Below are 24,612 nucleotides of genomic sequence, written 5' to 3' on the forward strand. Positions count from 1 at the left end.
ATGCGGCACCTACCAGGAGCGACCAACATGAACCACCTGCTCAAGCTTGCCGCCGTCGGCATGATCGGCACCATCGCGTTCGCGGCACCGGCACTGGCCGCATTGAAGCCGGGCACCCAGGCCCCCGATTTCAGCGCACCGGCCTACCTGGCCGGCAAGCCGTTCACTTTCAAGCTCGCCGAGGCACTGAAGAAGGGCCCGGTCGTGGTGTATTTCTTCCCCGCCGCGCATACCCCCGGCTGCAACATCGAGGCGCACCTGTTCTCGCAGGCCATCGACCAGTTCAAGGCCGAAGGCGCCACGGTCATCGGCGTCACCGCCGGCAACGTCGACCAGCTTGCCGACTTTTCCAAGGAAACCGAGCACTGTGGCGGCAAGTTCCCGGTAGCCGCCGACCCTGAGGCGAAGATCGCCAAGCAGTACGACGCGATCCTTTCGCAGAAGCCCGAGTGGTCCAACCGGACCTCGTACGTGATCACGAAGTCGGGATCGATCGCTTCCGCGTATTCGGAGCTCAGTCCCAACAAGCACGTGCAGGAAACGCTCGACGCGCTGAAGGCGCTCAAGAAATAAGCGATCCGCGTCGCGGCACTCGTACTCGATAGCAAAGGGCAGGTTCAGCGCATGAACCTGCCCTGTTTTTTGATCACTTGAACATCAGTTCCCGCACCATCATGTCGCCCATGATGTTGCGCATCACGGTGCGCTTGCCCGAGGCTTCGTCGGCCTGCTTGAAGTTCATCTTCGTGACCTTCTCGGAAATCGGGTCCATCTTCGCGTCGAGGCCATCGAACGTAGCCATGTTCGGATAGGTCACCACCAGGTACAGATCGGGCTCGTTCGGGTTGTGCGCCTGTGCGCCATAGACGTGGTACTCGGTCACGAGGCCCGCCTTCTTCGACTCGTCCATCACGCGGCGCCAGTTGTCGTTGAGATACGCCATGTAGTTCTCGAACTGCCCGTCCACGATCTTGACCGAAGTGACGATCGTGACGGGTCCGTCCTTGTATGGCCGCTCCTGTGCCAGTGCCGGCACGGCGAACAGCACCAGCAACATGCACACCATCAACCCATACAGACGCTTCATGACGCAGCTCCTCGGCAGGATTGCCGCGCGGCCACCCGCGCAGCGTGACCGGAGCGGAATTCATCCGATCGCAGCGGGAAGAACGCCGGGGCCCCCGGCGTACGGACACCGTTTCAGGCACTCCTACCCGTTCAGGTGGCACCCAAGTGCATGGAAGCGGTTTCCGCCGGATGCACATCCGGTCGGCGCCACCAGGCAACGTGGAATGCCAGACCGGAGGAAAGGGACTGATCCACAAAACGCGTTTCTCATCCTGCTCTAACGCCATGGATTCCATCCTCAAAGGTCAGCCACCAACGGAGCCTTGTCATGGCCGTCAAGCCAATCCCTTCCGGCTACCACAGCATCACGCCATCGGCCATCGTGGATGATGCGAAGAAAGCCATGGAGTTCTACACAAAGGCATTCGATGCCAAAGAAACCTATCGTCTTCCCATGGGCGACAAGATCGGCCACGCGGAAATGCAGATCGGCGATTCCCGTTTCATGCTCTCGGATGAATTCAAGGAGTGGGATGCCCTCAGCCCGAAATCGCGGGGCGGCAACACCGGCGGATTCATGATCTATGTGGCCGACGTGGACGCAGCGATCGACCGGGCCGTAAAGGCCGGGGCGAAACTCGTGCAGCCCGCCGAGGACCAGTTCTGGGGCGACCGCATGGGCACCGTGCTCGACCCGTTTGGCCACAGGTGGATGCTGGGCACCCACAAGGAAGACGTAAGCGCCGATGAAATGAAGCGTCGCGGCGAGGAATGGGTCAAGAACATGCAGGAGAAGACCAAGCACTGAGTCGCTGACCCGTGGACGCATCCACCAGCGATGCGCGCTTCAGCGGCTCCATCGCCGAGCTCTACGAACGGCTGCTGGTGCCGATGATCTTCCAGCCCTTCGCGGATGACCTGGTTGCCAGGATCGCCGCACTGCCGGGCACACGCGTGCTCGAGCTCGCTGCAGGCACCGGCGTGGTGACGCGCGGACTCGCCTCGCACCTGCCGGCGGACGTCGCGATCGTCGCCACCGATCTCAACGCGCCCATGCTCGAGCTCGCCGCCCGGATGGGCACCGCGCGCCCCGTGACCTGGCAGCAGGCCGATGCGATGCAACTGCCGTTCGAGGACAGCAGCGTCGATACCGTTGCCTGCCAGTTCGGCGTGATGTTCTTTCCCGACAAGGCCAAGGCCTTCGCCGAAGCGCGCCGGGTCCTGCGCCCGGGTGGCACGCTGGTCTTCAATATCTGGGATCGCCTGGACGCGAACACGTTCCCGGACATCGTGACGCGCACGCTGGCGATGGTGTTCCCCGACGACCCGCCCAGGTTCCTGGCGCGAATTCCGCACGGATACCCCGACCCGGATGTCGTCGCGCGCGACCTGGCGGCCGCGGGCTTCAAGTCGCCGCCGCGCATCGCCACCGTCGCCGCGCGCAGCCGGGCGGATGCACCGCGACTCGCCGCCATCGCGTTCTGCATGGGCACGCCGTTGCGCAACGAGATCGAGATGCGCGGTGAAGGACAACTGGAGGCCGCGGTCGACGCGAGCGCGGAAGCACTCGCCATGTGCACCAACGCCGGCGCCACCCGAGGCGCCATCGAGGGCAATCTGCAGGCCCACGTGGTGGCGGTCGCGCGCTGACCCCTACGCGAGCAGATGCCGGATCGCCGGCAGGTATTTCTCGGCGGAACCGGTGTTCACGACCACCACCCGCTCGTTCCGCCGCAGCAATCCACGATCCAGCAGTTGCGGCAGTGCCGCCAGGCAGGCGGCACCCTCGGGACTGATCCACCAGCGCGTGTGTTGCCATACGCGCGACAGCTCCGCCGCGATATCGGCTTCCTCCACCGCAACACAGGCACCACCGCTTGCACGCACGATCTGCAGGACACGGAAATGGCCAACGCCCGCCGGGACATTGAGTCCGAATGCGATCGTGCCGGGGCCGGTCTGCGCACTCGTATCGGCAAGGCCCACATCGAAGGCCCGCACCAGCGGTGCCATCGCGGCGCTCTGCACGCAGAGCATGCGCGGGCGCCGCGAGCCGATCAGGCCTAGCGCCTCCAACTCGTCCCATGCCTTCCACATGCCCAGCACACCGGTGCCGCCGCCCGTGGGATAGACCACTGCGTCCGGCAGCGACCAGCGTGTGTCGCCGGGCGCGGGCTCGGCCAGCTCCAGGCCCAGCGATTTCTTGCCCTCGATTCGCCAGCCGGGTTCCTGGAACGTGGCAACCGAGAACCAACCCTGCGGCAGGTACTTGTCCTTGATGAGCGCACCCGCTTCACGAATGGTCGGGCCGGCGAGTTCGAGCACGATCCGGCCGGGATGCAGGTGAGCCGCTGCGGCGACATTGCCCAGGATCGGTACGGGTGTGTCCGGCGGCATCGCCACCACGGCGGAGAGACCACCCGCGAGTGCGTAGCGCACCAGCGAATCGCCCGCATTGCCCTGTGTCGGCACGGCCAACCGCGATAGGCCGAGCCGGCGTGCCTGCGCCACCACCATGGCCATGCCACGGTCCTTGAAACTCTGGGTCGGATTCGCGCCATGCCCGGGATGCGCCCGCCCTTCCTCTTTCACTTTCAGCGTCAACCCGGCAGCCATCGCGACGGGATGGTCGATGTAGTCGAGGAGCGGCGTGCACCCTTCGCCCAGCGCCACGATGTGCGCGGCATCGACGGGATCCATGGCGTCGAGGGCCATCAGTGCGCCGAAGCGCCACATGTCGCGGCGCGCCGGGTGGTACCAGGCGGCATTCGGATGCGCGTGGGCGAGCCGTGCAAGGTCGAGCACCATCTCGACCAGGCGGCCATCGACGGGGTCGAGGTTCATGGGCACGTCGGCCGGATACATCTGCCCGGATGACACGCCGCGAAGGCCGCAGACAAATCCCATGCTCTTCCCCCTCGATCCCGCCATTCCAGCGGGCGCTTATCGATCATGGCATGCCCGCAGGGGGCATGACTTTCGACATAGACAAAAAGGTCTAGACAAATAGTTCTACATGTCCTAGGGTGGCGCCAGACCTGGAAACGGCAGTGACCCGATGCCCCGCAAGTCCGTCAAGACTCCCAAGCCCACCGCCGCCGAACTCGATCTGCTGCGGGTGATCTGGCGCCTGGGTCCTTCCACGGTGAAGGACGCGCACCAGGCGCAGCTCAAGGAACGTCCGGACCTGGCCTATGCCAATGTCCTGCGGCTGATGCAGGTAATGCATGCCAAGGGTCTCCTGCTACGGGACGAAAGCCAGCGCTCGCACGTCTACCGCACGGCGCATGCGCAGGACGCCCTGCGCACCAACCTGCTCAAGGACCTGATCCAGAAGGCCTTCGCCGGCTCGGGCAAGGAGCTCGTGCTCGCGGCACTGAGCGATCACGTCACCGCCCGGGAGCGCGAGGAAATCAAGCAGCTCCTGAAGGCGAATGCGGCCGGGGAGAACACCGATGACTGAGTGGCAGACATTGCTGGTACCCGCACTCGGCCATGCGTTGCTGCACTTCCTGTGGCAAGGCACGCTGATCGGGTTGACCACTGCGATCGCGTTGCTTCTGCTGCGCGATGCCCGCCCGCAACTGCGCTACGCAGTCGCCTGCCTGGCCCTGCTCGCCTGCGCGCTGGTGCCGATGCTGGGCGTACTGCTCGAACTGCGCGCTGCTTCGCCGGTTGCAGCGCCTGGCATGGTGGCCATCGCGGCAACGTCCGTGACGATGGCGACGCAACAGGTGTTCACCGCTCATGCCTGGCCCGCGGATTTCGATCGTGCGTTGCCATGGATCGTCGCCGCATGGGCAGCAGGGGCCGGCTCGCTGTCGCTGCGCATGACGCTCGGCGTGATCTGGATCCGGCGCCTGCGCAACACACCGCAGGGCGAGATGCATGCCGCATGGCAGGCACGCCTGGACGCCCTCGCCTCGCGCTTCGGTCTGCACGGCGTCGCCCTGCGCGTGGTCGATGCACTCGACTCGCCGGCTTCCGCGGGCTGGTGGCGGCCGGTGGTCCTCTTGCCTGCCGCCCTGCTCACGCGCATGCCGGTCGACCTGATCGAGGCGCTGCTGGCCCATGAACTCGCCCATATCCGCCGCCACGACTACCTGGTGAACCTGATGCAGGGCGCGGTCGAAGCGCTGCTGTTCTACCACCCCGTCACCTGGTGGCTGTCGCGCCGGATCCGCATCGAGCGCGAACTCATCGCCGACCAGCTGGCGGCGCAGGCGACCGGCGAACCGCGCCGTCTCGCCCTCGCGCTGTCCGAGTTGTCCGAGCTCCGCCACACCCATTGCCCCTCGCTCCATCTCGCGCAAGCCGCCCACGGAGGCCATCTCATGTCGCGCATCGAACACCTCGTCCGTCCCGGCCGCCGCAGCACCGCCGGCAGGCTCGCCTTCCCGGTGCTCGGCGTCGCCGCCGCGTGCATCGCTTTCTATGCCCATGCGCAAATCGGCGATGCCCAACGCGTCGAAGCCGCCAAGGTCGAAGTTGCGGTGCCGGTATCCCAGGCCGCACCTGTCTCGCAAGCCGCACCTGTCTCGCAAGCCACGCCCGCCTCACAACCCACCGAGGTCACCCAGGTCGCGCAGGCGACGCCTGCCTCCGCACCGACAACGCGCCTCCACGTGGGCAGCAAGCCCCGGGAAGCCTATGCACTGGTACCCAAGGACGGCGACAGCATCACCATGTCCGGTTCCATCGAGGACCTGCCCGCCATCAAGCGCGCTCAACGCAGCCTCAATGCCGACTTCATCTGGTTCCGCCACGACAAGCAATCGTATGTGGTGTCGGACCCGGGCATCGTCGCGCGCGCCAACGACGCATGGCGCGACAGCCAAAAGCTGGGCGCGCAGATGGAGGCGCTTGGCAACGAGATGGAAGGACACGGAGCGAAGATGGAGCAGCTCGGTGCCCAGATGGAAAAACTGTCCGAAGGCAACGGGAAGAACCCCGCGATGGAAGCCGCGGCAAAGCAAATGGAATTGCTGGCTGCGCAGGCAGAGACGCTGGCTGCAAAGCAATCGCGACTGGCGGCGTCCATGCACGACGGCACCGACGCCCAACGCGAACAGGCCGAACGCCAGATGGAGACGCTGTCACAGCAACAGGATGCGCTGTCCCGGCAGATGGACCAGCAATCCGAAGTGATGGATGCCGAATCCGCGCGCATGGAAGCCCGGATGCAGCCGATGGAGGCGCTGGGCCGCCAGATGGAGGAAGCCGGCAAGCCGATGGAAGCGCTCGGCAAGCGCATGGACGCCCTGGGCAAGCAGCAGGAAAAGCTCATCGACCAGGCGGAGCGTGAAATGGACAAGCTGCTGACAGAAGCCATGAACAAAGGGCTGGCCAAACCGGCACCGGTCAACCAGTGATCGGCCAGCAGTGATTGGCATGCCAGCCTGCCGCCTACATGGGCGGCAGGCCGGCGCAGCGCTGACTCAACGCAGGTTGAGCAGGTCAGTCGAACTTCGCGCCGTGGGCAAGGGGCCCGGCGTGGCGATCAGAGTTTGAGCAGGCGCTCGATCGCAGCATCCAGCGTCGCTTCATTCTTGGCGAAGCACAGTCGCGCGATGCGCTGCCCTGCCGGCGCAGCTTCGTAGAACGGCGACAACGGAATCGCAGCCACGCCCTTCTCGATGGTGAGCCAGCGGCAGAAGGCCACGTCGTCGAGATCGCTCACGGCCGAGTAGTCGACGAGCTGGAAGTAGCCACCGGGTACGGCGAGCGGCTTGAGCTTCGTCGTCAGCAGCTGCTCGCGGAAACGGTCGCGCTTGGCCTGGTAGAACGCGCCGAGCCCTTCGTAGTGCGCCGGTTCGGCTTCGATCATTTCCGCGAACGCCCACTGCGCAGGAGCGAAGGTGCAGAAGGTGTTGTACTGGTGCACCTTGCGGAATTCCGCCGACAGCGCGGGCGGTGCGATGCAGTAGCCGAGCTTCCAGCCGGTGCAGTGGTAGGTCTTGCCGAAGCTGGAAACCACGAAGGCGCGTTCGCGCAGTTCCGGATAGCGCAGCACCGACTCGTGGCGCGCACCGTCGAAGATGATGTGCTCGTACACCTCGTCGGACAGCAGGTAGATGTGGGTGCCGCTGATCAACGCCGTGAGCTGGGCGATGTCGTCGGCACTGAACATCGCGCCGGACGGGTTATGCGGGGTGTTGATCATCAGCATGCGCGTCTTCGGGCTGACTGCGGCGCGGATGCGGTCCCAGTCGGGGGCGAAGGTCTGCGGATCCAGGGGGACGTGGATGGCGGTGGCGCCTGCGAGGTCGATGGCCGGTTCGTAGCAGTCGTAGCAGGGGTCGAGGACGATGACCTCATCGCCGGGGCGCACGATCGCGAGGACGGCGTCGAAGATGGCCTCGGAAGCGCCGGAGGTCACGGTGATCTCGGCGTCGGCATCGGGGCGGTAGCCGTAGCAGCGCTCGGTCTTGGCGGCGATGGCCTGGCGCAGCGCGGGGATGCCGGTCATCGGGGCGTACTGGTTCTTGCCTTCGCGCATCGCACGGTCGAGCGCTTCGATCAGGCGCTCGGGCACGTTGAAGTCCGGGAAGCCCTGGCCGAGGTTGACCGCGCCGTGCTCGACGGCGAGCTGCGACATCACGGTGAAGATGGTGGTGCCGACCTTGGGCAGCTTGGTTTCCGGGGTCATTGCGCGGGACGTGCGATTGGGGAAAGTCCGAAGTGTAAGGAATGGCACTGCTGCGGACTAATGACAAACCCGCTAGTGTTGGCGATGGGCCGCTGTCGATGGATACACCTGTCATGAAGGATGGGGAGACTGGGGTCATGCGCGAGCTGCAGATCGTCAATGCCGCTGAACTGGCGGCGGCCTACGCCCGGGCCGAGTACGCCGTCGCGCTCGACGGCGATGCCCTGCTCCTGCGCGTGGGCAGGCCGGCGCAGGACCTGGAAGCGTATTGGCCGGCACGGCAATACGGCTTCATCACCGCGTGGAATCCGGCATCGGTGCCGCATTCGGATGCCGCCAACGAAGCGGCCAATGCCGCGCTCCTGGCCCGGCTCGATGCCATCGGCGTGCCGCGCCACCCGGCGCATGCCTATGACAAGGACGGCCACTGGTGCGAAGCCGGGTGGCTGGTCGGAGATGTCGACGAGGCGGTGCTCGATCGGGTTGGACGCGAATTCGGCCAGGCGGGCGTGCTGGCCTGGGCCTTCGGCGAGCCGGTGCGGCTGCGGATGCTGATGCCCCGGCCTGCCCAGCCCGTGCCGGAACCCTGCATCGACTGGGCCGGGGCCTGAACCTCCGGGTGACCGGGCGGCGACCCGGGCCGATCGCATAAAATCGCGTCTTCGCGGCCCGCTGCCGCTGCCTGCCCGGTTGCGGCCCTGGACAACGCCCTGGACAACACCCCGCCAAAGACCGCCCCGCCACTGCTGGAGGCGCGCGGCCTGCGTTTTTCGCGCAATGACGAACCGGTGTTCGGGCCGCTGGACCTGGCGGTCGAAGCGAACGAGGCCCTGCTCGTGCAGGGCGACAACGGCGCGGGCAAGACCACATTGCTGCGGGTGCTGGCCGGATTGCTGCGGCTGGACGAGGGCGAGATCCTGATCGAAGGCCGCAGCGCGGACGCTTACCAGCGCTCGCATGCCATCGCCTATCTCGGCCACCTGCCGGCCCTGAAGGCCGACCTGAGCTCGCTGGAAAACCTCGATTTCCTCTGCGGGCTGCACGGTCGGCGGGCGCAGCTGTTGCCGGAGCAGGCCATGGCGATGGTCGGGCTGGCCGGTTACGAGGATGCACTCGCGCGGCAGCTGTCGGCGGGGCAGAAGAAGCGCTTGTCGCTGGCGCGGCTGTGGCTGTCGCCGGCGCCGCTGTGGCTGCTGGACGAGCCGTACGCCAACCTCGACCTCGATGGCATCGAACTGGTCAACCGCATGGTGCAGGCGCACCTGCAGGACGGCGGCGCCACGCTGGTGACGACGCACGGCGCCTATGCCGCGCCGCCGGTACGGACGCGGATGCTGGTGATGAGGAAGCCGGCATGACGCTCGCGATTTCATCCGGCGCGCTTTCACCCGGCGCGATCTCCCCCGGCCTGAAAGCCTCGGCGCGCGCGCTGTTCCTGCGCGACCTGCGCCTGCTGTGGCGACGGCGCGGCGATGCGCTGCAGCCGGCGCTGTTCGCCTTGCTCGTGGTGACGCTGTTCGCGCTGGCGCTGGGCAACGACCGGGCGACGCTGGCGAAGTCGGCCGGTGCGGTGCTGTGGCTGGCCTCGTTGCTGGCCGGCCTGCTGGCGCTCGACACGCTGTTCCGCGGCGATGCCGAGGACGGCTCGCTCGAACAATGGATGCTGGCGCCGGTGCCGCTGGCCTGGCTGGTACTGGTGCGGACGTTCATGCACTGGGCGACGACGGCGCTGCCGCTGCTGGTCGCGGCGCCGCTGCTGGCGGAGCTGCTGCACCTGCCGCACTCGCAGCTGAACGTGCTGCTGGCCTCGCTGGCGCTGGGCACGCCGCTGCTGAGCCTGCTCGGCGCCGTGGTCGCCGCGCTGACGGTCGGAATGCGGCGCTCCGGTATACTTGTAGCCCTGCTGGCGCTGCCGCTTTATGTGCCGGTGCTGGTGTTCGGAGCGGGCAGCGTCGTCCAGGCGGCGCAGGGACTGGACGTCACCGGAGCGCTGTTGATGCTGGGGGCCGGGCTGGTCCTGGCGCTGGTGTTGGCCCCGCTGGCCGCCGCCGCCGCGATCCGGATCGCCTTGAACTGATGTCCTTGACCGCGATCCAACCGACCGCCCAACCCACCTTCCCGGCCCTGTTCGGGAAGGACGTGAACGCATGAATCGGAACGCCAATTTAATCGTCCGCTGGTTCCACCAACTCGGTTCACCGCCCTACTTCGACCGCTTCGCCGCGCGCTGGGCGCCGTGGGGTTATGGGTTGGGCCTGCTGCTCATGGCAGTCGGCGTGTACTGGGGCCTGTTCCACGTGCCTGCCGATTACCAGCAGGGCGACAGCTTCCGCATCCTCTACATCCACGTGCCGAGCGCATGGATGAGCATGGCGGTGTACGCGCTGATGGCCGTGTACGCGGTGATCGCCCAGGTGTGGCGGATCAAGCTGTGCGAGATCCTCGCCATGGCATGCGCGCCGATCGGCGCCGCCTTCACCCTCATCACCCTGCTCACCGGTTCGATCTGGGGCAAGCCGATGTGGGGCACGTGGTGGGACTGGGACCCGCGCCTGACCACCGAATTGATCCTGCTCTTCATGTACCTGGGCGTGATCGGCCTCTACAACGCCATCGATGACCGCCGCGCCGCCGCGCGCGCCGCCGGTTTCCTCGCCATCGTTGGCGTGGCGCTGCTGCCGGTGATCCGCTATTCGGTGGTGTGGTGGAACTCGCTGCACCAGGGACAGACCATCAGCCTGCTGGGCAAGTCGACGATGGACGCCAGCATGATTCCGCCGCTGGTCATCATGATCATCGGCACCAAGCTGTGGTTCATCGGCGCCCTGCTCGCCCGTGCCCGCGCCGACAACCTGCGCCGCGAATCCGGCAAGGCGTGGGTCGCGCAACTGGCGGAGCCGCGCGCATGACTACCGCTGGCATGACATACGTCAATTACCTGATCGCCGCCTATGCGGTATTCGTGATCGTGCTGGGCTGGGACTACGTCGCCACGCGCCTGCAGATCCGCCGCCAGCTTCGCAACGCCCGCCTGCGCGCTTCGCGCGAAGCCGCACGCACTTCACGCAACGAATTGAGCCGATGAACCCGATCCGCCGCAACCGCCTGATCTGGATCGCCGCACTGGTCGCCGCCGCCGGCATCGCCGCCGCGATGATCACCTACGCGATCCAGCGCAATATCACCTATCTCTTCACCCCCAGCGAAGTGCTGCGCGGCGAGACTGGCGCACATGCGCGCTTCCGCCTCGGCGGCATGGTCTCCGCGAATTCGTTCCAGCGCGCGCAAGGCTCGCTCGAGGCGCACTTCCGTGTGACCGACGGCGACGCGGAAATGCCCGTGGTCTATACCGGCATCCTCCCCGACCTGTTCCGCGAGAAGCAGGCGGTGATCGCCACCGGGCGCATGGAAGGCAACCACTTCGTCGCCGAACAGGTGCTCGCCAAGCACGACGAGACCTACATGCCGAAGGAAGTCGCCGACAAGATGGGCATGGCGCACAAGAAGCACGACGTCGAGATCCAAGCTGCGGCGCCCGCGGCGGAGACCAGGTAAGCCGTGCTGCCTGAGCTTGGCCAGATCGCCCTCATCCTCGCGCTGCTGGTTGCAGCGCTGCAGGCCATCCTTCCGCTGATCGGCGCGCAGCGCGGCATTCCCGCGTGGATGGCGATCGCCCGGCCGGCCGCATTCGCACAGTTCGCGCTGGTCGCGCTCGCGTTCGGCGTGCTGACGTACGGATTCGTCAGCCAGGACTTCTCGATCAAGTACGTCGCGATCAACAGCAACTCGCTGTTGCCGATGGTGTATCGCTACACCGCGGTCTGGGGCTCGCACGAAGGTTCGCTGCTGCTCTGGGCGCTGATCCTGTCGATCTGGACGGCGGCGGTCGCGCGGTTCTCGCAGCGGTTGCCGGCCGAAGTCATCGCCCGCGTGCTCGGCGTGATGGGCGCGGTGGCATTCGGCTTCCTCGCCTTCCTGATCTTCACCAGCAACCCGTTCGAGCGCCTGCTGCCGGCGGTCGCCGAAGGCCGCGACCTGAATCCGCTGCTGCAGGATCCGGGGATGATCATCCATCCGCCGATGCTGTACCTGGGTTACGTCGGATTCTCGGTGCCGTTCGCGTTCGCGATTGCCGCACTGCTCGACGGACGCATCGATGCCCGCTGGCTGCGCTGGACGCGGCCCTGGACCAACGTCGCATGGGCGTTCCTGACCCTTGGCATCGCGCTGGGTTCGTGGTGGGCCTATTACGAACTGGGCTGGGGCGGCTGGTGGTTCTGGGATCCGGTCGAGAATGCGTCCTTCATGCCCTGGCTCGCGGGCGCGGCCTTGCTGCATTCGCAGGCGGTGACCGAGAAACGCGGGAGCTTCCGCGGCTGGACGCTGCTGCTGGCCATCGCGACGTTCTCGCTGTCGCTGCTGGGCACGTTCCTCGTGCGCTCGGGGGTGCTGACCTCGGTGCATGCATTTGCGTCCGACCCCGCGCGCGGACTGTTCATCCTGGTCTTCCTGGGCATCGTGATCGGCGGATCGCTGGTGCTGTACGCGTTGCGGGCGCCATCGGACGACAGCGGCGCGCCCTTCAACGTGGCATCGCGTGAAACCCTGCTCCTGGCCAACAACCTGCTGCTGTCGACGGCCTGCGCGATGGTGTTGCTGGGCACGCTGTATCCGCTGCTCGCCGATGCCCTGGACCTCGGCAAGATTTCGGTGGGCCCGCCCTACTTCGCGCTGATGTTCATGGTGCTGATGGCGCCGCTGATCCTGCTGTTGCCGTTCGGCCCGGTCACGCGCTGGCAGCGCGAGCAGGTGTCGAAGCCGCTGGCGATGCTGTTGCCGTGGGGCGTGCTGGCGCTCCTCGTCGGCGTCGCCGCCTACTTCCTGACGCCGCAGTCGTCGTGGAAAGTGCTGGCGGGCGTGCTCGCGGCCGTGTGGATCGTCGTCGGCACCCTGCGCTTCGTGTGGACGCGCTTCGCGCAGGCCGGCAGGCAGTTCACCGCTGAAATGCTCGGCATGACGCTGGCGCACTTCGGCATCGCCATCTTCCTGGTTGGCGCCCTGCTGACCGAAGGCCTGAGCCAGCAGCGCGAAGTCGCCGTGGCCCAGGGCCAGAGCGTCGAACTCGGCCGCTACGCCTTCCGCTTCGACGGCGCGGAGCGCTACCAGGGACCGAACTACGTCGGCGATCGTGGCACCGTCACGGTATTCCATGACGACGCGCCCGTGACGGTCCTGCATCCGGAAAAGCGCGCGTACACCAGCGGCGGCCAGGTGATGACCGAAGCCGCGATCGATCCGGGCTTCAGACGCGACCTGTACGTCGCGATGGGCGAACCACTCGGCGGCGGCACCTGGGCCTTGCGCGTGCACGTAAAGCCGTTCGTGCGCTGGATCTGGGGCGGTGCGCTGCTGATGATGCTGGGCGGACTGGTGACGGCGACCGATCGCCGCTTCGCCAGGACCGAAACACGCCGGGTGGCAGCCGGTGAAGCCCTGGAGACAACCGCGTGAGCGAACCCAAGCCGATCGTGCGCCGGCCTTTGATGCGCTGGGCACCGTTGCTGGTCGTGGGCCTACTGGGCCTGCTGCTCGCCGCTGGCGTGTGGATGAGCCGCAACCCGAACCGTGAGGCGCTGCCCTCGCCGCTGATCGGCAAGACCGCGCCCACGTTCGAACTGCCGGTCCTGCACGAAGCCGGTCGTCTCTTCGGCACGCGGGACCTGCAGGGCGCGCCCTACCTCCTCAACGTCTGGGGCAGCTGGTGTCCGTCGTGCCGCGAGGAACACCCGGTGCTGACGCGCTTCGCTGAAACCAAGCGCGTGCGCGTGGTCGGGTTCAACTGGAACGACGAGCACGCCGACGCGCTGCGCTGGCTGGAACAATTCGGCAATCCGTACTGGATCGTCGTCACCGATCGCGACAGCAAGGCCGCGATCGACTGGGGCATCTCTGGCGCACCGGAAACCTTCCTCGTCGATGGCAAGGGCGTCGTGCGCTGGAAGTCCACCGGGCCGCTGACCGACGAGGTCATTGCCGATGAAGTGCTGCCCAAGCTCGCCGAGATCGAGCGCGGCCAATGAAATCCCACGGACTCCAACGCGTACGAATTGCGCTGCTTGCGGCCGCATCCATCCTGATGCTGTGTGCGTCGCTGGCCGTTGCGCAGCCGGGCAAGCCGGAAGCGCCGCTGGCGTTCACCAGCAGCGCGGAGGAAGCGCGCTTCCATCGCCTCGCCACCGAGCTGCGCTGCGTGATGTGCCAGAACCAGTCGCTGGCGGACTCCAACGCACAGATCGCCCGCGACCTGCGCCGGGAAGTACTGGACCTGATGCGGCAGGGCAAGTCGGATCGCGAGATCAAGGATTTCCTGGTCGCCCGTTACGGCGAATTCGTGCTGTATCGCCCGCAGGTCGAGTCCACGACCTGGCTGCTGTGGTTCGGGCCCGCACTGGTGCTGCTGGCAGGCGGGTTCATCGTTGCCTCCGTCGTGCGCAGGCGCGCAGGCACGGCGACTTCCGTCGCCGACGACGAACAGGAGTGGTGAGGTGACGCTTTTCGTTTTTGCCGCGGCGGTGATCGTCGTGTCCGTGCTTGGCCTGGTCCTGTTCCCCCTGTGGCGCGTCAGCCGTGGCGTTGCGATGGGCATGATCACGTCGATCGGCATGGTCGCCGCCCTGCTCTACCTGCTGGTCGGCACGCCACGCGCGCTCGATCCCGCGCAGCGGCACGCACCGGAAACGCTGGCCGATGCGATCGGCCAGCTCGAGACCGAACTGCAGCGCAACCCCAACCAGCCCGAAGGCTGGCGCCTCCTCGCCCGGTCACAGGCCGCGCAGGGCCGCATGGCACAGGCGCGTGATGCCTATGCGACCGCGGTGAAACTCGCACCCAATGAACCCGACCTGCTCGCCGAAGCAGCGGAAGCGCGCGCCCTGGCCAACGAGGGCCGCCGCTTCGACGCCGACGCCGTCGCCCTGCTCCGCCATGCGCTGGAAATCCAGCCCATGCACCAGCGGGCGCGCTGGTTCCTCGGCATCGCCCAGCGCCAGGCCAAGCAACCCGCGGAAGCGGCGAAGACATGGGAGCCGTTGCTCGACATCGTCGACGCGACCACCGCAGGCAGCCTGCTCGAGCAGATCAACGCGGCCCGCACCGAAGCCGGACTGGCGCCGTTGTCCGCGCCTGCTGTCGAGAAAGCACCCGTGTTGTTGCGCGTCACCGTCGAACTGGCCCCCGAGCTGCAGAAGCAGTTGGGCGCGAACGACGCCTTGTTCGTCATCGCGCGCCAGGCCGGCGGCCCGCCGATGCCGGTCGCGGTCAAGCGCGTGCCGGCTAGCGGCTTCCCGCTCACGGTGGAACTCGGCGACGGCGACAGCCCGATGCCGACGATGAAGCTGTCGCAGATCGGCGCGGTCGAGATCCTCGCCCGCGTGTCGCGCCAGGGGACTGCCAATCGCGCGGCTGGCGATTTCGAATCCGCCGCGCAGGCGGCCAAGGCCCAGGCCGGCGCGGTTTATACGCTGCACGTCGACCGCGTCGTCCAGTAGTTGTGCTTCCCCTTCTCCCCGCATCGCGGGGAGAAGAAGAAGCAGGACGATGGTTCTCCTCTCTCCCCGCATCGCGGGGAGAGGGTGCCCGAAGGGCGTGTGAGGGGCGCGAGCGCAGCGAGCTGCTTTTGCTTTTGTCGTTGCTTATCGAAGACAAGCAACTCGCTGCGCTCGCTCCCCCTCTTCTGCCCCTTCGGGGCAGCTTCTCCCCGCAAGCGGGGAGAAGAAGCAGGCGACGGCTCCCCCTCTCCCCGCATCGCGGGGAGAAGGAGCTCTCCTCTCTCCCCGCATCGCGGGGAGAGGGCGCCCGAAGGGCGGGTGAGGGGGAGCGAGCGCAGCGAGCTGCTTTTGCCCTTGCCTCTCCCAAATCGCAGGCGGCCCGCAGCGTTCCACGCATGTCGCCATAGATCGCTTGCAATTACATAGCGCGCTATCTAAATTGCACACCCATGGCCACCCCGTCCTCCCTCGACAGCAAAGCCGCCCGCGCCCTGAAGCTGGACAACCAGCTGTGCTTCGCGCTGTATTCGACCTCGCTGGCGATGACCAAGATCTATCGCAAGCTGTTGGCAAAGCTGGACCTGACCTATCCGCAGTACCTGGTGATGCTGGTGCTGTGGGAGAACGACGAGATCACCGTGTCCGCCATCGGCGAGCGCCTGTTCCTGGACTCGGCGACCCTGACGCCCCTGCTCAAGCGCCTGGAAGCCAATGGCCTGGTGATGCGCGAACGTTCCGCGCAGGACGAGCGCCAGGTCGTGATCCGCCTCACCCGCGCCGGCAAGACCCTGCAGGCCAAGGCCGCGCAGGTGCCCGAAGGCATCTACTGCTCCGCCGGGCTCTCGAAGGAGCAACTGGTGACGCTCAAGGCGGAACTCGAAGGCCTGCGCGCCAACCTCCACACCGACGCAGAATCGTAGCGGCTGTCCCCGCGGCACTCGCACAGTTTCAACGCACCCCAATCAAGTAGCGCGCTATTTAATAGCACGAACGTCAAACCCCCGCCCCACCCCACCCCACAAGGAACCGCAACCATGGCCCTCGACAAAGTCCTCTACACCGCCACCTCCACCGCCACCGGCGGCCGCGACGGCCGCGCCGTCTCCTCCGACAAGGTGCTGGACATCCAGCTCTCCACCCCGCGCGAACTCGGCGGCGCCGGCGGTCCCGGCACCAATCCCGAGCAGCTGTTCGCCGCCGGCTATTCGGCCTGCTTCATCGGCGCACTGAAGGTCGTCGCCGCGCGCGAAAAGGTCGCCCTGCCCGCCGACACCGCGATCACCGGCAATGTCAGCATCGGCCCCGTCGGCCAGGCCTTCGGCATCCAGGCCGAGCTGCAGATCTCGGTTCCGGGCGTGCCGCGCGAAACCGTGGAAGACCTGGTCGCCAAGGCCCATCAGGTCTGCCCGTACTCCAACGCGACCCGCGGCAACATCGACGTCACCCTGACCATCGTGTGATTTGCGCCCGCGCATGGCATGGACACGCGCTGTGTTCCATGCCACGCGCGCCAGCATTGCGGCCGCCGTGCGGGAATCGCGGCGGCCGTTGTTAAACTTCGGCCCCATGACCGAATTCATTCCCGTAGGCACCCGCTACTTCGACCTGCCCTCGCCCTTCGCAATGAAACGCGGCGGCGAATTGCGCGATGCACGCGTCGCCTTTGAAACCTGGGGAGAACTCAATGCGGCGCGCGACAACGCGATCCTGATCGTCACCGGCCTGTCGCCCGACGCGCACGCGGCGGCGAACGAAGCGAACCCGGAAGCCGGCTGGTGGGAGCCGATGGTGGGACCGGGTAAACCTATCGACAGCGATCGCTGGTTCGTGATCTGCGTGAATTCGCTGGGCAGCTGCAAGGGATCCACCGGCCCGGCTTCGATCAATCCGGCTACCGGCGACACCTACCGCCTCGATTTTCCCGACCTTGCGGTCGAAGACGGCGCCAATGCCGCAGCGCACGTGGTGCGCGCGCTCGGGATCGAGCGCCTGGCCTGCGTCATCGGCAATTCGATGGGGGGAATGACCGCCCTCGCCCTGCTGCTGCTGCACCCGGGTATGGCGCGCTCGCACATCAACATCTCCGGCGCGGCGCGCGCACTGCCCTTCTCGATCGCGATCCGCTCGCTCCAGCGCGAGGCCATCCGCCTCGACCCGGAGTGGAACCACGGCAACTACACCGACGCGCACTACCCGGAATCCGGCATGCGCATGGCGCGCAAGCTCGGCGTCATCACCTACCGTTCCGCGCTGGAATGGGACGGCCGCTTCGGCCGCGTGCGCCTGGAATCCGATCGGCCCGACGAAGAGCCCTTCGGCCTCGAGTTCCAGGTGGAGAGCTACCTCGAAGGCCATGCCCGCCGCTTCGTGCGCCGGTACGACCCCAACTGCTACCTCTATCTCAGCCGCTCGATGGACTGGTTCGACCTCGGCGAATACGCCGGCGGCGACGCCATGGCCGGACTGGCGAAGATCCGCGTCGAGAAGGCGCTCGCGATCGGCGTGCACACCGACATCCTGTTTCCGCTGCAGCAGCAGCAGGAAGTCGCCGACGGCCTGCGCGCGGGCGGCGCCGACGCGGATTTCCTGCCGCTGGAATCGCCGCAGGGCCATGATGCCTTCCTGGTCGACATCGACCGCTTCGGCCCGGCGGTCGGCGGATTTCTCGCCGGGCTTTGAACCTTGGGCCGCCCCCCAACTGGCGGGGCCTCCAGACGGAATCGCACGCCAGAATCTGGACGCAGGCCCGCGCCCGCCAGCGGCCGGACCGCTAGAATGGGTTATATGGACATAACGCAAGCTCATCAGCCCGACCCGCTGCCCGACTTCGACTTCCGGGGCCACGACAAGCTGGTCGCTGCCATCGATGCCGCCGTCGCCGCTGGCGACGAGCACGCCGTCACCGCCGCGCTGCGCAATGTGCTGTGCCGCATGATCCGCGACCGCGACGTCGAACTGCCCTCCTGCGTGCACGACCCGATCGAAGACCACTACGCGCGCCGCGAGCTGTATCGCAGCCCGCAGCATGGCTACAGCGTCGTCGCCATGACCTGGGGTCCGGGCCAGGGCACGCCGGTCCACGACCATTCTGGACTGTGGTGCGTCGAAGGCGTCTGGGACGGCGAGCTGGAGATCGTCCAGTACGAACTGCTCGAGCGCGATGGCGACCGCTTCCATTTCCGCGCCGCCGGCGGCATGCACGCCGGCCCCGGCAGCGCCGGCAGCCTGATTCCGCCGCACGAATACCACACCATCCGCAACGCCAGCGACAGCAACGTCGCCATCTCGCTGCATATCTACAAGGCGCCGATGGAGTGCTGCTCGATGTTCGTGCCGCGCGAGGGCGAGTGGTTCGTCCGGTTCGACAAGACCATGTGCACCGACGCGACCACCTGATTGCCATGATGCCGGGCTTGCCCGGCATCGTTTTATCAGCCCGCAACCGATTTCCAACAACTGCTCCGCCAACAACTGCGCCGGGTACCCCGGCATACCGGGGACACGGATGCTTACCGACCTGCTGCTCGCCTCGCTGCACCACCTGCTGTTCTTCGCGCTGATCGCCATGCTGGTGAGCGAATCCGCCCTGCTGCGCGGAACCGTTGACGCCCCCGCGCTGCAACGCCTCGCGCGCCTCGACGCCGGCTACGGCATGGTCGCCGGCCTCCTGCTGGCCGTGGGCCTGCTGCGCGTCTTCTATGGCATCAAGGGCGCCGACTTCTACCTGCACAACCCGTGGTTCCACGCCAAGCTGGGTTGCTTCGTACTGGCCGGCCTGCTGTCGATCCTGCCCACGATCCGCTTCGCCCGCTGGCGCAAGGCCCTGCACGCGGATCCGCAATTCGTACCGGCGGCCCCTGAAGTCGCCTCGATGGCGCGGATCGTCCGCTTCGAGCTGGCCCTGGTCGCCGCGATCCTGGTTTTCGCCGCGATGATGGCGCGCTACGGCGGTTTCTGAATCCGGCCCGCCGAGTTCCGAGGCCAGCCGCCCTCGGCTATACTGCGCGACCGCGCCGGAATGGCGGAATCGGTAGACGCAGCGGACTCAAAATCCGCCGCCCTTAAAAGCGTGTGGGTTCGAGTCCCACTTCCGGCACCAGTAAAATCAATGCTTTAGCCTTCACCCTTGACGGCAAATTTGGCCACCGGGACACTCACGGGACAGCAACTCCCAAGAGTCCAGCCCACCCATGGCGACCATCGAGCCGCGCGCTCTCAAGGACGGAAGCAAGCGTTACCGCGTTCGCGTACGCCTGCATGGCGAATTGCCCCGCACGAGAACTTTTAAGCGCCTTACCGACGCCAAGGCTTGGGCTGCCAGGGTCGAAGCGGACCTCGGCCACGGGACGTATGTGCCCCTGACGCAAGATCGACGGCGCACGCTCGCCGATCTCATCCAGAAATACCGTAGCGAGCACCTGCCGACCCGCAATTTGCGGGACGAAGATAACCAGCGTGCCCTGCTCCTGTGGTGGGAAACCAACTACGGATACCTGTCGCTCGACCGACTCAAGCCCGAGGTAATCGCCGAGGCGCGCAGGGCACTCCAGGCGCGAAAGAGCCGAGACGGCCAACCGCTTAGCGGCGCAACCGTGAATCGCTACTTGGCGGCTCTGAGTGCCGCCTGTAAGTGGGCGTGGAAGGAATTGCGGTGGTTGCCGACCAACCCTGTGCTCGACGTGTCAAAGATGCCGGAATCGACGGGGATCGTAAGGTTTCTTTCCGACGACGAGCGAAAGGCGTTGCTCGCGGCGTGCCGCGAATCTGGCGATGCAAACATCCGGGTTGCTGTGATGCTCGCGCTTGCCACTGGTGCCCGCTATTCGAACATCCGGAATCTAACGTGGGCGGACGTGGACCGCACGCAATGGCGATTGCGATTTCTGGAAACGAAGAATGGCCACCCGCGATATGTCCCGGTGGTCGGCCCTGCGCAGCAGGCTTTGCAGGAACAGTTTGACGCGGATCCTACAAAAGACGGCTGGGTATTCAAGGCCAGCCGTAGCGACGGTCCGGCCGATCTCGACAAGGCGTGGCGGAAAGTCCGCGACGCCGCGAAGCTTGCCGATTTTCGCTTTCACGATTTGCGACACACGACGGCCAGCTACCTCACCATGAACGGCGCGAGCCTCGCGGAGGTGGCTGAGGCGCTCGGCCATCGAACGCTTGTGATGGCGAAGCGTTACAGCCATCAGACAGGTGAGCACGTGCGGACGACGCTCGAGCGGGTTGCGAGCGCGCTTACCAGTTGATCACGCCCACTGCGGTTTCCTATGCCTCGGCTGAACGAACCACGGACCTCCGAGATGGCGAAGCGCGAAGCGAGTTCCAAAGGCTTTGAATTCCAAGTGCCGCCCGCCGAGTACGCGGACTTGATTAGAAAGCAACGCGAGCGAGGCGAGCAGATCGCCGCTAAATTGCTAGCAGGTGAAGGCGCCACTCTATCGCGACTCGACCAGCAAATTGCCGGCGAAGCCTTGCTGCGTTGGGCACGCGGGTTAAGCGAAGTGCAGCCGCGAACCCGCGGCCAAGCGCCAGCGTTCGATCATGCCAGCGCGACCTTTGAGTACGCGATGGCCAGGGCGCGCGGGGATAAGACCGTAACTATCGCTTCTCTTGCTGCGAAATACGACGTAACCGACGAGGCTATGCAGCGCGCCATCAAGGCGAACCTGCCCGCCGTTAAAGAGTTCGTTGCGTTCGCACGAATCAATTCGATCGATTAGCTTCATGGTGCCGCGCGAACGCCATCTCTAATGTTCTTCCTCCCCGGCCAATATCGGCCAATGAGGAGAAAGATCGTGGTTCACAATTTGAAATCCGTCTCTCAACTTGCTGAAGAGACGCCGTTCACCGAGGCGCAGATTCGTTGGTGGGTGTTCAATGAACGGATGAATGGACTCGCGGATTGCGGCGCAATTGTGCGCATCGGGCGACGTGTTTACATCGATACGGACGGCCTGAATCGATGGGTCGAGAAGCAAAACCCTGCCGAAATCCACGTCGGGGAGCGCGCATAAATGACTGGAAACCCCACCCAGCCTGCAACCGCGCAAGATGTGATCAAAGCCGTTTACAACCCGCTGCCCTCGCTCCTGCGTAGCCTCTCGAAGGACGTTCGTTGGCTCGGGTTGGTCGCCGACCCGGAGCGCCTGCAAGACGCTTTGCGCAACGCCCACGAAGTTTCCGTGACCCTTAGGCGATTGGACACCGTGCTCCGCCGGGAGTCGATGTATGACTAGCCCCGCACGAAAGTCCGCTGGCAACCCGCGCTACACCCTGCTGGATCGATGGTTTTTGCTTGCGAAGGCATGCTGCGATTCCGACCTTTCCCGTGGCGATGTCGCGGTGCTGTGTGTACTGCTGAACCACGTCGATCCGATGGGACAAGCGTATCCGGGGCCGTCCCGGATTGCCGCGCACGCCAACCTTGATCGGCGGACGGTAAAGCGTTGCGTTACTCGATTGGAGCGTCACGGCTACCTTGAAGTCGAGCGCCCTGGACAGCGAACGCGCAACTCGTACTGGCCGGTGTTCGTGTCGGGAGGCGTGCAACCCAAGGCCGACGTCGCACGCAGGTCGCTTCTTGATGACGCGCTCATCCCGTTCTGAGGGCAACGACGTTCCGATTTAGGGGCGCGGACGCCCCCCGAACTTCCTTACTAACCTGTTTAGAAAACACGCCTAATAAATACCGTGGTCTGTGTAGCATCAGCCGTGCGTCAGCATTCCCGCTGACGCTCTGGCCTGGCATGCAGCAGCAATCGTTGACTGGAGTTTGCAACGATCGACGATGGTTGGCGAGGAAGCCGCAAACGCCACATAACTATGTAGCGGCGTGACATGGCGTGACATGGCGTGACATGGCGTGACATGGCGTGACATGGCGTGACATGGCGTGACATGGCGATCACGCGTCATCGTGCCCGATGACGAAACGGTGACGCAACGGTGACGCGTCATCGTTCCCGGTGACGCGCGGTGACGCTGGCGGTGACGCGGTGACGCTGGCGGTGACGCGGTGACGCTGGCGGTGACGCGGTGACACCTGGAACACGGTCAACAACGCTAACTGTTGACCGCTTTGTTGGGCCGCCGCCAGCGGCCTCGCTTCAACCAGAGTGGCGCACGCGGCAAACAGGTCCACGCGGGACGCGGCGTGCCACTGCGCGACCATGTAAAGGCCGCGCCTTACGCTGCCTTACGCTGCCTTACGCTGCCTTACGTAAGCCTTACGAGCCTGACATGCCTTACCCCGCTTAGGGTCCAGCGTCATCCGGGCCATAGTTGCCTCGGATGACGTAGACCGACCCGCGAAGCGGCTTCGGCTTGAAAGAATTGTTAGCCGCCCAGCTAGTGACTATGCGCACCGGACTCGACGACGAGTGCGTAAGGAACGGCCGCCCCTTGTGTGCGAATCATCTGCCCAGAAACCATGACAGAAGACGCCTGCCGGCGGGCTAGCTCAGTGAAAAAGGCTCCGGCAGGCGACAGCTTGCCCTTTGACACGTCGGAGCTGTCGCTTGGGTCGAGTTTCAGAAGGAGGCTCTTGTCCGGACACGCCTCGCTCCGGAGCGTGCTGGAGTGTTGGTGCATCTGCGCTTGACCCGCGAGGGTTAGGCGTTTGCCAACGTAACGGTCGGGGTTGGCAATCGCTGCGCACAGGGGGTCGGATGCGCCGGATGGCGTGCAACCCGAGATTCCCAAGCTGACTATCAGGAGCAGCAGATATCTCATGGGCGGCTAACGCCTGAATTAAGCCGACCCGCGAAGCGGCTTCGGCTTGAATGAATTGTTAGGCACGCCCCTCAGAAAATGGGCTCGCCGCATTTAGGGCAAAACGCCTCTTCGGTCTGGAACCCGCATCCCCCACAGCGCCGAAGAGATGGCACTGTTGATGTAGGCGCCCAGCGACCATTAGCCCAAATATGATCTTGGCCATCCAATTTGCGGTAAAACGAAGTGTCAGGAAACCTAATCGCGGCATAGCTTACCTCGACGCTCAGGTGGCGCTCGGCCTCATCAAGCGAAGGGAGACTAGGTGACGAATAGAAGCGAGCAATTGGCTGCATGTCCAAGCCGGTAGCAGTCGGATCGCTACAGTAGGCGGCAGCGGTTACCGTTGCAGTGCCATTGTTCCATTTCGTGATATAGCACCAGACAGTGGTGTAATCAAAAAGACGCGTATCGCCGTTGTAGCGACGTGCCCAAGCGCGCAGCTTGCCTGATAGGTCAATCCCAAATAGACGACGAATGTACATAGCACCTAACGCCTGAATTAAGCCGAGCCGCGAAGTGGCTTCGGCTTGAATGAATTGTTAGGCGTCACGCCCGGTGTCTTGGGCCGCGTAGCCTGGAAAGATCATAGCCGCCTCAGCCGAAGTCACCCGCCGTGCGTCGTGGAGCGTCTCCTGCCAGAGCGAACCGCACAAATTGCAACGCCTTAGAAAGACCGGCCCGGCAGCGATAACGGCCAACTGCTCAAATCGCTCGAAGGGCGCGTGATAGCCAACTTGGCAGTCAAGGCAAAGACCAGTGCCGCTCATCTCTTCCTCTCGGCAAATGACGTTGTATCGGGCGGAGCCTAACGCCTGAATTAAGCCGAGCCGCGAAGCGGCTTCGGCTCGAATGAATTGTTAGGCAGTAGCCAGCTCACCGCGCCCACTCCTGCTCCACGTTGGCCAGAATCTCACAATCGCAGTAGCCGCCATACTGGCCGAGCCAAGGAACAATTGTGGCCTCAGGCAAGCCATTGGCTTGCAGGAAGTGCCGCGTGAGCTTGAGTGAGTGGTCACAGCCAGCCGACAGTGCGCTATCCAAGTAATCAAACAGCCCGGCAAGCTGATCCTGTGAGATGGGCATTGAGGCAATCGCCTCAGCACGCTGTTGTTGGGCAATCTCACGAACTATGGCCTTGCGGCGCTCTTGTTCGGCTTTCGAGGTCATTGACTCTGCTGCCTAACGCCTGAATTAAGCCGAGCCGCGAAGCGGCTTCGGCTTGAATGAATTGTTAGGCCGCAGCCGAGTGTCAGGCATCTGGAGCCTCACTTATAGCTCGCTTGATGTACCGCTCAGCGTCATCTAGCTCGCTAAGAGCGCGGCGAATTTGATGCTGCCCATCATCGTTTGCATTGTCCCTGGCTCGTCTCAATGCGGACGTCGCATCCTCGATTGCTCGAAGGGCACTGCGTAGCTTTGCTTTTGCGGACATTGCGACTTGCTCCTTATGCGGCCTAACGCCTGAATTAAGCCGAGCCGCGAAGCGGCTTCGGCTTGAATGAATTGTTAGGCGTCAATTTCACTTGTACTCCACTTGCGAGGCGTGAAAAAGGTGAACGCCATCAATCA

28 protein-coding genes and 1 tRNA gene are annotated in these 24,612 nt (G+C 65.2%); 25 read left to right on the top strand and 4 right to left on the bottom strand.

The window, feature by feature from the left end; all coding sequences use genetic code 11:
- Positions 1–27 precede the first annotated feature (27 nt).
- A complete protein-coding gene (locus ACYVGE_RS04760; RefSeq protein ID WP_460727570.1) occupies positions 28–573 on the top strand; it encodes a peroxiredoxin in 546 nt (181 codons plus the stop codon).
- 73 nt (positions 574–646) lie between these two features.
- Here the strand turns inward: ACYVGE_RS04760 and ACYVGE_RS04765 are convergent, their stop codons facing one another.
- Positions 647–1,087 carry a hypothetical protein gene (locus ACYVGE_RS04765; RefSeq protein WP_457095988.1) on the bottom strand — a complete coding sequence of 147 codons (441 nt, stop codon included), beginning with the start codon at positions 1,085–1,087 and terminating at the stop codon, positions 647–649.
- A 309-nt stretch (positions 1,088–1,396) separates the two neighbouring features.
- Here ACYVGE_RS04765 and ACYVGE_RS04770 point away from each other — a divergent pair, with 309 nt between their 5' ends.
- Positions 1,397–1,876, top strand: a complete 480-nt coding sequence (locus ACYVGE_RS04770; protein WP_460727572.1) for a VOC family protein — start codon at positions 1,397–1,399, stop codon at positions 1,874–1,876.
- A gap of 11 nt (positions 1,877–1,887) precedes the next feature.
- Positions 1,888–2,718 (top strand): class I SAM-dependent methyltransferase, encoded by an 831-nt coding sequence (locus ACYVGE_RS04775; RefSeq protein ID WP_460727574.1) that lies wholly within the window; start codon positions 1,888–1,890, stop codon positions 2,716–2,718.
- A 3-nt stretch (positions 2,719–2,721) separates the two neighbouring features.
- Here ACYVGE_RS04775 and ACYVGE_RS04780 read toward each other — a convergent pair whose 3' ends face one another.
- Positions 2,722–3,999, bottom strand: a complete 1,278-nt coding sequence (locus ACYVGE_RS04780) for a threonine synthase (protein WP_460727576.1) — start codon at positions 3,997–3,999, stop codon at positions 2,722–2,724.
- A 127-nt stretch (positions 4,000–4,126) separates the two neighbouring features.
- Here ACYVGE_RS04780 and ACYVGE_RS04785 point away from each other — a divergent pair, with 127 nt between their 5' ends.
- Together ACYVGE_RS04785 and ACYVGE_RS04790 are read left to right on the top strand one after the other, a co-directional pair.
- Positions 4,127–4,531: a BlaI/MecI/CopY family transcriptional regulator gene (locus tag ACYVGE_RS04785; RefSeq protein ID WP_457095985.1), complete on the top strand. Its 405-nt coding sequence runs from the start codon at positions 4,127–4,129 to the stop codon at positions 4,529–4,531.
- Positions 4,524–6,440, top strand: coding sequence for a M56 family metallopeptidase (locus tag ACYVGE_RS04790; protein ID WP_460727579.1), 1,917 nt, complete (start codon positions 4,524–4,526; stop codon positions 6,438–6,440). The genes ACYVGE_RS04785 and ACYVGE_RS04790 overlap by 8 nt, the downstream gene beginning before the upstream one ends.
- A 128-nt stretch (positions 6,441–6,568) precedes the next feature.
- On the opposite strand, the gene ACYVGE_RS04795 is transcribed toward ACYVGE_RS04790, so the two are convergent.
- On the bottom strand, positions 6,569–7,717 hold the full coding sequence (locus ACYVGE_RS04795; protein WP_460727582.1) for a pyridoxal phosphate-dependent aminotransferase: 1,149 nt from the start codon (positions 7,715–7,717) through the stop codon (positions 6,569–6,571).
- A 137-nt stretch (positions 7,718–7,854) separates the two neighbouring features.
- Here ACYVGE_RS04795 and ACYVGE_RS04800 point away from each other — a divergent pair, with 137 nt between their 5' ends.
- The 20 genes from ACYVGE_RS04800 (at position 7,855) to ACYVGE_RS04895 (ending at position 21,876) form a co-directional block, all read left to right on the top strand.
- A complete protein-coding gene (locus ACYVGE_RS04800; RefSeq protein WP_460727584.1) occupies positions 7,855–8,328 on the top strand; it encodes a DUF3293 domain-containing protein in 474 nt (157 codons plus the stop codon).
- A 99-nt stretch (positions 8,329–8,427) separates the two neighbouring features.
- Entirely contained in the window at positions 8,428–9,075 is a 648-nt protein-coding gene (ccmA, locus tag ACYVGE_RS04805) for a heme ABC exporter ATP-binding protein CcmA (RefSeq protein WP_460727684.1), read from the top strand.
- On the top strand, positions 9,072–9,794 hold the full coding sequence (ccmB, locus tag ACYVGE_RS04810) for a heme exporter protein CcmB (RefSeq protein ID WP_460727586.1): 723 nt from the start codon (positions 9,072–9,074) through the stop codon (positions 9,792–9,794). Before ccmA ends, ccmB begins: the two co-directional genes overlap by 4 nt.
- 70 nt (positions 9,795–9,864) lie before the next feature.
- Positions 9,865–10,626, top strand: coding sequence for a heme ABC transporter permease (locus tag ACYVGE_RS04815; RefSeq protein ID WP_310052266.1), 762 nt, complete (start codon positions 9,865–9,867; stop codon positions 10,624–10,626).
- Positions 10,623–10,802, top strand: a complete 180-nt coding sequence (gene ccmD / locus ACYVGE_RS04820; RefSeq protein ID WP_460727588.1) for a heme exporter protein CcmD — start codon at positions 10,623–10,625, stop codon at positions 10,800–10,802. Before ACYVGE_RS04815 ends, ccmD begins: the two co-directional genes overlap by 4 nt.
- Positions 10,799–11,272: a cytochrome c maturation protein CcmE gene (ccmE, locus tag ACYVGE_RS04825; protein WP_460727590.1), complete on the top strand. Its 474-nt coding sequence runs from the start codon at positions 10,799–10,801 to the stop codon at positions 11,270–11,272. The genes ccmD and ccmE overlap by 4 nt, the downstream gene beginning before the upstream one ends.
- A gap of 3 nt (positions 11,273–11,275) precedes the next feature.
- Positions 11,276–13,228, top strand: coding sequence for a heme lyase CcmF/NrfE family subunit (locus ACYVGE_RS04830; RefSeq protein WP_460727592.1), 1,953 nt, complete (start codon positions 11,276–11,278; stop codon positions 13,226–13,228).
- Positions 13,225–13,797, top strand: coding sequence for a DsbE family thiol:disulfide interchange protein (locus ACYVGE_RS04835; protein WP_460727594.1), 573 nt, complete (start codon positions 13,225–13,227; stop codon positions 13,795–13,797). The genes ACYVGE_RS04830 and ACYVGE_RS04835 overlap by 4 nt, the downstream gene beginning before the upstream one ends.
- The gene (locus ACYVGE_RS04840; protein WP_460727596.1) at positions 13,794–14,261 is read left to right on the top strand and encodes a cytochrome c-type biogenesis protein; all 468 of its coding nucleotides are present in this window, start codon (positions 13,794–13,796) and stop codon (positions 14,259–14,261) included. The genes ACYVGE_RS04835 and ACYVGE_RS04840 overlap by 4 nt, the downstream gene beginning before the upstream one ends.
- Before the next feature lies 1 nt (position 14,262).
- Positions 14,263–15,264 (top strand): tetratricopeptide repeat protein, encoded by a 1,002-nt coding sequence (locus ACYVGE_RS04845; protein WP_460727598.1) that lies wholly within the window; start codon positions 14,263–14,265, stop codon positions 15,262–15,264.
- A 449-nt stretch (positions 15,265–15,713) separates the two neighbouring features.
- A complete protein-coding gene (locus ACYVGE_RS04850) occupies positions 15,714–16,184 on the top strand; it encodes a MarR family winged helix-turn-helix transcriptional regulator (protein WP_460727600.1) in 471 nt (156 codons plus the stop codon).
- 114 nt (positions 16,185–16,298) lie between these two features.
- On the top strand, positions 16,299–16,724 hold the full coding sequence (locus ACYVGE_RS04855) for an organic hydroperoxide resistance protein (protein WP_460727602.1): 426 nt from the start codon (positions 16,299–16,301) through the stop codon (positions 16,722–16,724).
- A 106-nt stretch (positions 16,725–16,830) separates the two neighbouring features.
- On the top strand, positions 16,831–17,943 hold the full coding sequence (gene metX, locus ACYVGE_RS04860; protein WP_460727603.1) for a homoserine O-acetyltransferase MetX: 1,113 nt from the start codon (positions 16,831–16,833) through the stop codon (positions 17,941–17,943).
- 105 nt (positions 17,944–18,048) lie between these two features.
- Positions 18,049–18,660 carry a cysteine dioxygenase family protein gene (locus ACYVGE_RS04865; RefSeq protein ID WP_460727605.1) on the top strand — a complete coding sequence of 204 codons (612 nt, stop codon included), beginning with the start codon at positions 18,049–18,051 and terminating at the stop codon, positions 18,658–18,660.
- Between the two features lie 109 nt (positions 18,661–18,769).
- Positions 18,770–19,222, top strand: a complete 453-nt coding sequence (locus ACYVGE_RS04870; RefSeq protein WP_460727607.1) for a DUF2214 family protein — start codon at positions 18,770–18,772, stop codon at positions 19,220–19,222.
- 54 nt (positions 19,223–19,276) lie between these two features.
- Positions 19,277–19,363, top strand: a tRNA-Leu gene (locus tag ACYVGE_RS04875).
- A gap of 91 nt (positions 19,364–19,454) precedes the next feature.
- Positions 19,455–20,516, top strand: a complete 1,062-nt coding sequence (locus ACYVGE_RS04880; protein ID WP_460727609.1) for a tyrosine-type recombinase/integrase — start codon at positions 19,455–19,457, stop codon at positions 20,514–20,516.
- A gap of 54 nt (positions 20,517–20,570) precedes the next feature.
- Entirely contained in the window at positions 20,571–20,990 is a 420-nt protein-coding gene (locus tag ACYVGE_RS04885) for a hypothetical protein (RefSeq protein WP_460727611.1), read from the top strand.
- A 75-nt stretch (positions 20,991–21,065) separates the two neighbouring features.
- A complete protein-coding gene (locus ACYVGE_RS04890; protein ID WP_460727613.1) occupies positions 21,066–21,284 on the top strand; it encodes a DNA-binding protein in 219 nt (72 codons plus the stop codon).
- Positions 21,285–21,498: 214 nt separating this feature from the next.
- On the top strand, positions 21,499–21,876 hold the full coding sequence (locus ACYVGE_RS04895; protein WP_460727615.1) for a helix-turn-helix domain-containing protein: 378 nt from the start codon (positions 21,499–21,501) through the stop codon (positions 21,874–21,876).
- A gap of 2,040 nt (positions 21,877–23,916) precedes the next feature.
- On the opposite strand, the gene ACYVGE_RS04900 is transcribed toward ACYVGE_RS04895, so the two are convergent.
- Positions 23,917–24,210: a DUF2695 domain-containing protein gene (locus ACYVGE_RS04900; RefSeq protein WP_460727617.1), complete on the bottom strand. Its 294-nt coding sequence runs from the start codon at positions 24,208–24,210 to the stop codon at positions 23,917–23,919.
- Positions 24,211–24,612: the final 402 nt, after the last annotated feature.

This window comes from Lysobacter rhizosphaerae (assembly GCF_054779795.1).

Bases quoted from the DNA above. Each gene is read 5' to 3' on its own strand.
- ACYVGE_RS04760 (WP_460727570.1), top strand. From the start codon at position 28: ATGAACCACCTGCTCAAGCTTGCCGCCGTCGGCATGATCGGCACCATC.
- ACYVGE_RS04765 (WP_457095988.1), bottom strand. From the start codon at position 1,087: ATGAAGCGTCTGTATGGGTTGATGGTGTGCATGTTGCTGGTGCTGTTC.
- ACYVGE_RS04770 (WP_460727572.1), top strand. From the start codon at position 1,397: ATGGCCGTCAAGCCAATCCCTTCCGGCTACCACAGCATCACGCCATCG.
- ACYVGE_RS04780 (WP_460727576.1), bottom strand. From the start codon at position 3,999: ATGGCGGGATCGAGGGGGAAGAGCATGGGATTTGTCTGCGGCCTTCGC.
- ACYVGE_RS04785 (WP_457095985.1), top strand. From the start codon at position 4,127: ATGCCCCGCAAGTCCGTCAAGACTCCCAAGCCCACCGCCGCCGAACTC.
- ACYVGE_RS04790 (WP_460727579.1), top strand. From the start codon at position 4,524: ATGACTGAGTGGCAGACATTGCTGGTACCCGCACTCGGCCATGCGTTG.
- ACYVGE_RS04795 (WP_460727582.1), bottom strand. From the start codon at position 7,717: ATGACCCCGGAAACCAAGCTGCCCAAGGTCGGCACCACCATCTTCACC.
- ACYVGE_RS04800 (WP_460727584.1), top strand. From the start codon at position 7,855: ATGCGCGAGCTGCAGATCGTCAATGCCGCTGAACTGGCGGCGGCCTAC.
- ccmB (WP_460727586.1), top strand. From the start codon at position 9,072: ATGACGCTCGCGATTTCATCCGGCGCGCTTTCACCCGGCGCGATCTCC.
- ACYVGE_RS04815 (WP_310052266.1), top strand. From the start codon at position 9,865: ATGAATCGGAACGCCAATTTAATCGTCCGCTGGTTCCACCAACTCGGT.
- ccmD (WP_460727588.1), top strand. From the start codon at position 10,623: ATGACTACCGCTGGCATGACATACGTCAATTACCTGATCGCCGCCTAT.
- ccmE (WP_460727590.1), top strand. From the start codon at position 10,799: ATGAACCCGATCCGCCGCAACCGCCTGATCTGGATCGCCGCACTGGTC.
- ACYVGE_RS04840 (WP_460727596.1), top strand. From the start codon at position 13,794: ATGAAATCCCACGGACTCCAACGCGTACGAATTGCGCTGCTTGCGGCC.
- ACYVGE_RS04850 (WP_460727600.1), top strand. From the start codon at position 15,714: ATGGCCACCCCGTCCTCCCTCGACAGCAAAGCCGCCCGCGCCCTGAAG.
- ACYVGE_RS04855 (WP_460727602.1), top strand. From the start codon at position 16,299: ATGGCCCTCGACAAAGTCCTCTACACCGCCACCTCCACCGCCACCGGC.
- metX (WP_460727603.1), top strand. From the start codon at position 16,831: ATGACCGAATTCATTCCCGTAGGCACCCGCTACTTCGACCTGCCCTCG.
- ACYVGE_RS04865 (WP_460727605.1), top strand. From the start codon at position 18,049: ATGGACATAACGCAAGCTCATCAGCCCGACCCGCTGCCCGACTTCGAC.
- ACYVGE_RS04870 (WP_460727607.1), top strand. From the start codon at position 18,770: ATGCTTACCGACCTGCTGCTCGCCTCGCTGCACCACCTGCTGTTCTTC.
- ACYVGE_RS04880 (WP_460727609.1), top strand. From the start codon at position 19,455: ATGGCGACCATCGAGCCGCGCGCTCTCAAGGACGGAAGCAAGCGTTAC.
- ACYVGE_RS04885 (WP_460727611.1), top strand. From the start codon at position 20,571: ATGGCGAAGCGCGAAGCGAGTTCCAAAGGCTTTGAATTCCAAGTGCCG.
- ACYVGE_RS04895 (WP_460727615.1), top strand. From the start codon at position 21,499: ATGACTAGCCCCGCACGAAAGTCCGCTGGCAACCCGCGCTACACCCTG.
- ACYVGE_RS04900 (WP_460727617.1), bottom strand. From the start codon at position 24,210: ATGACCTCGAAAGCCGAACAAGAGCGCCGCAAGGCCATAGTTCGTGAG.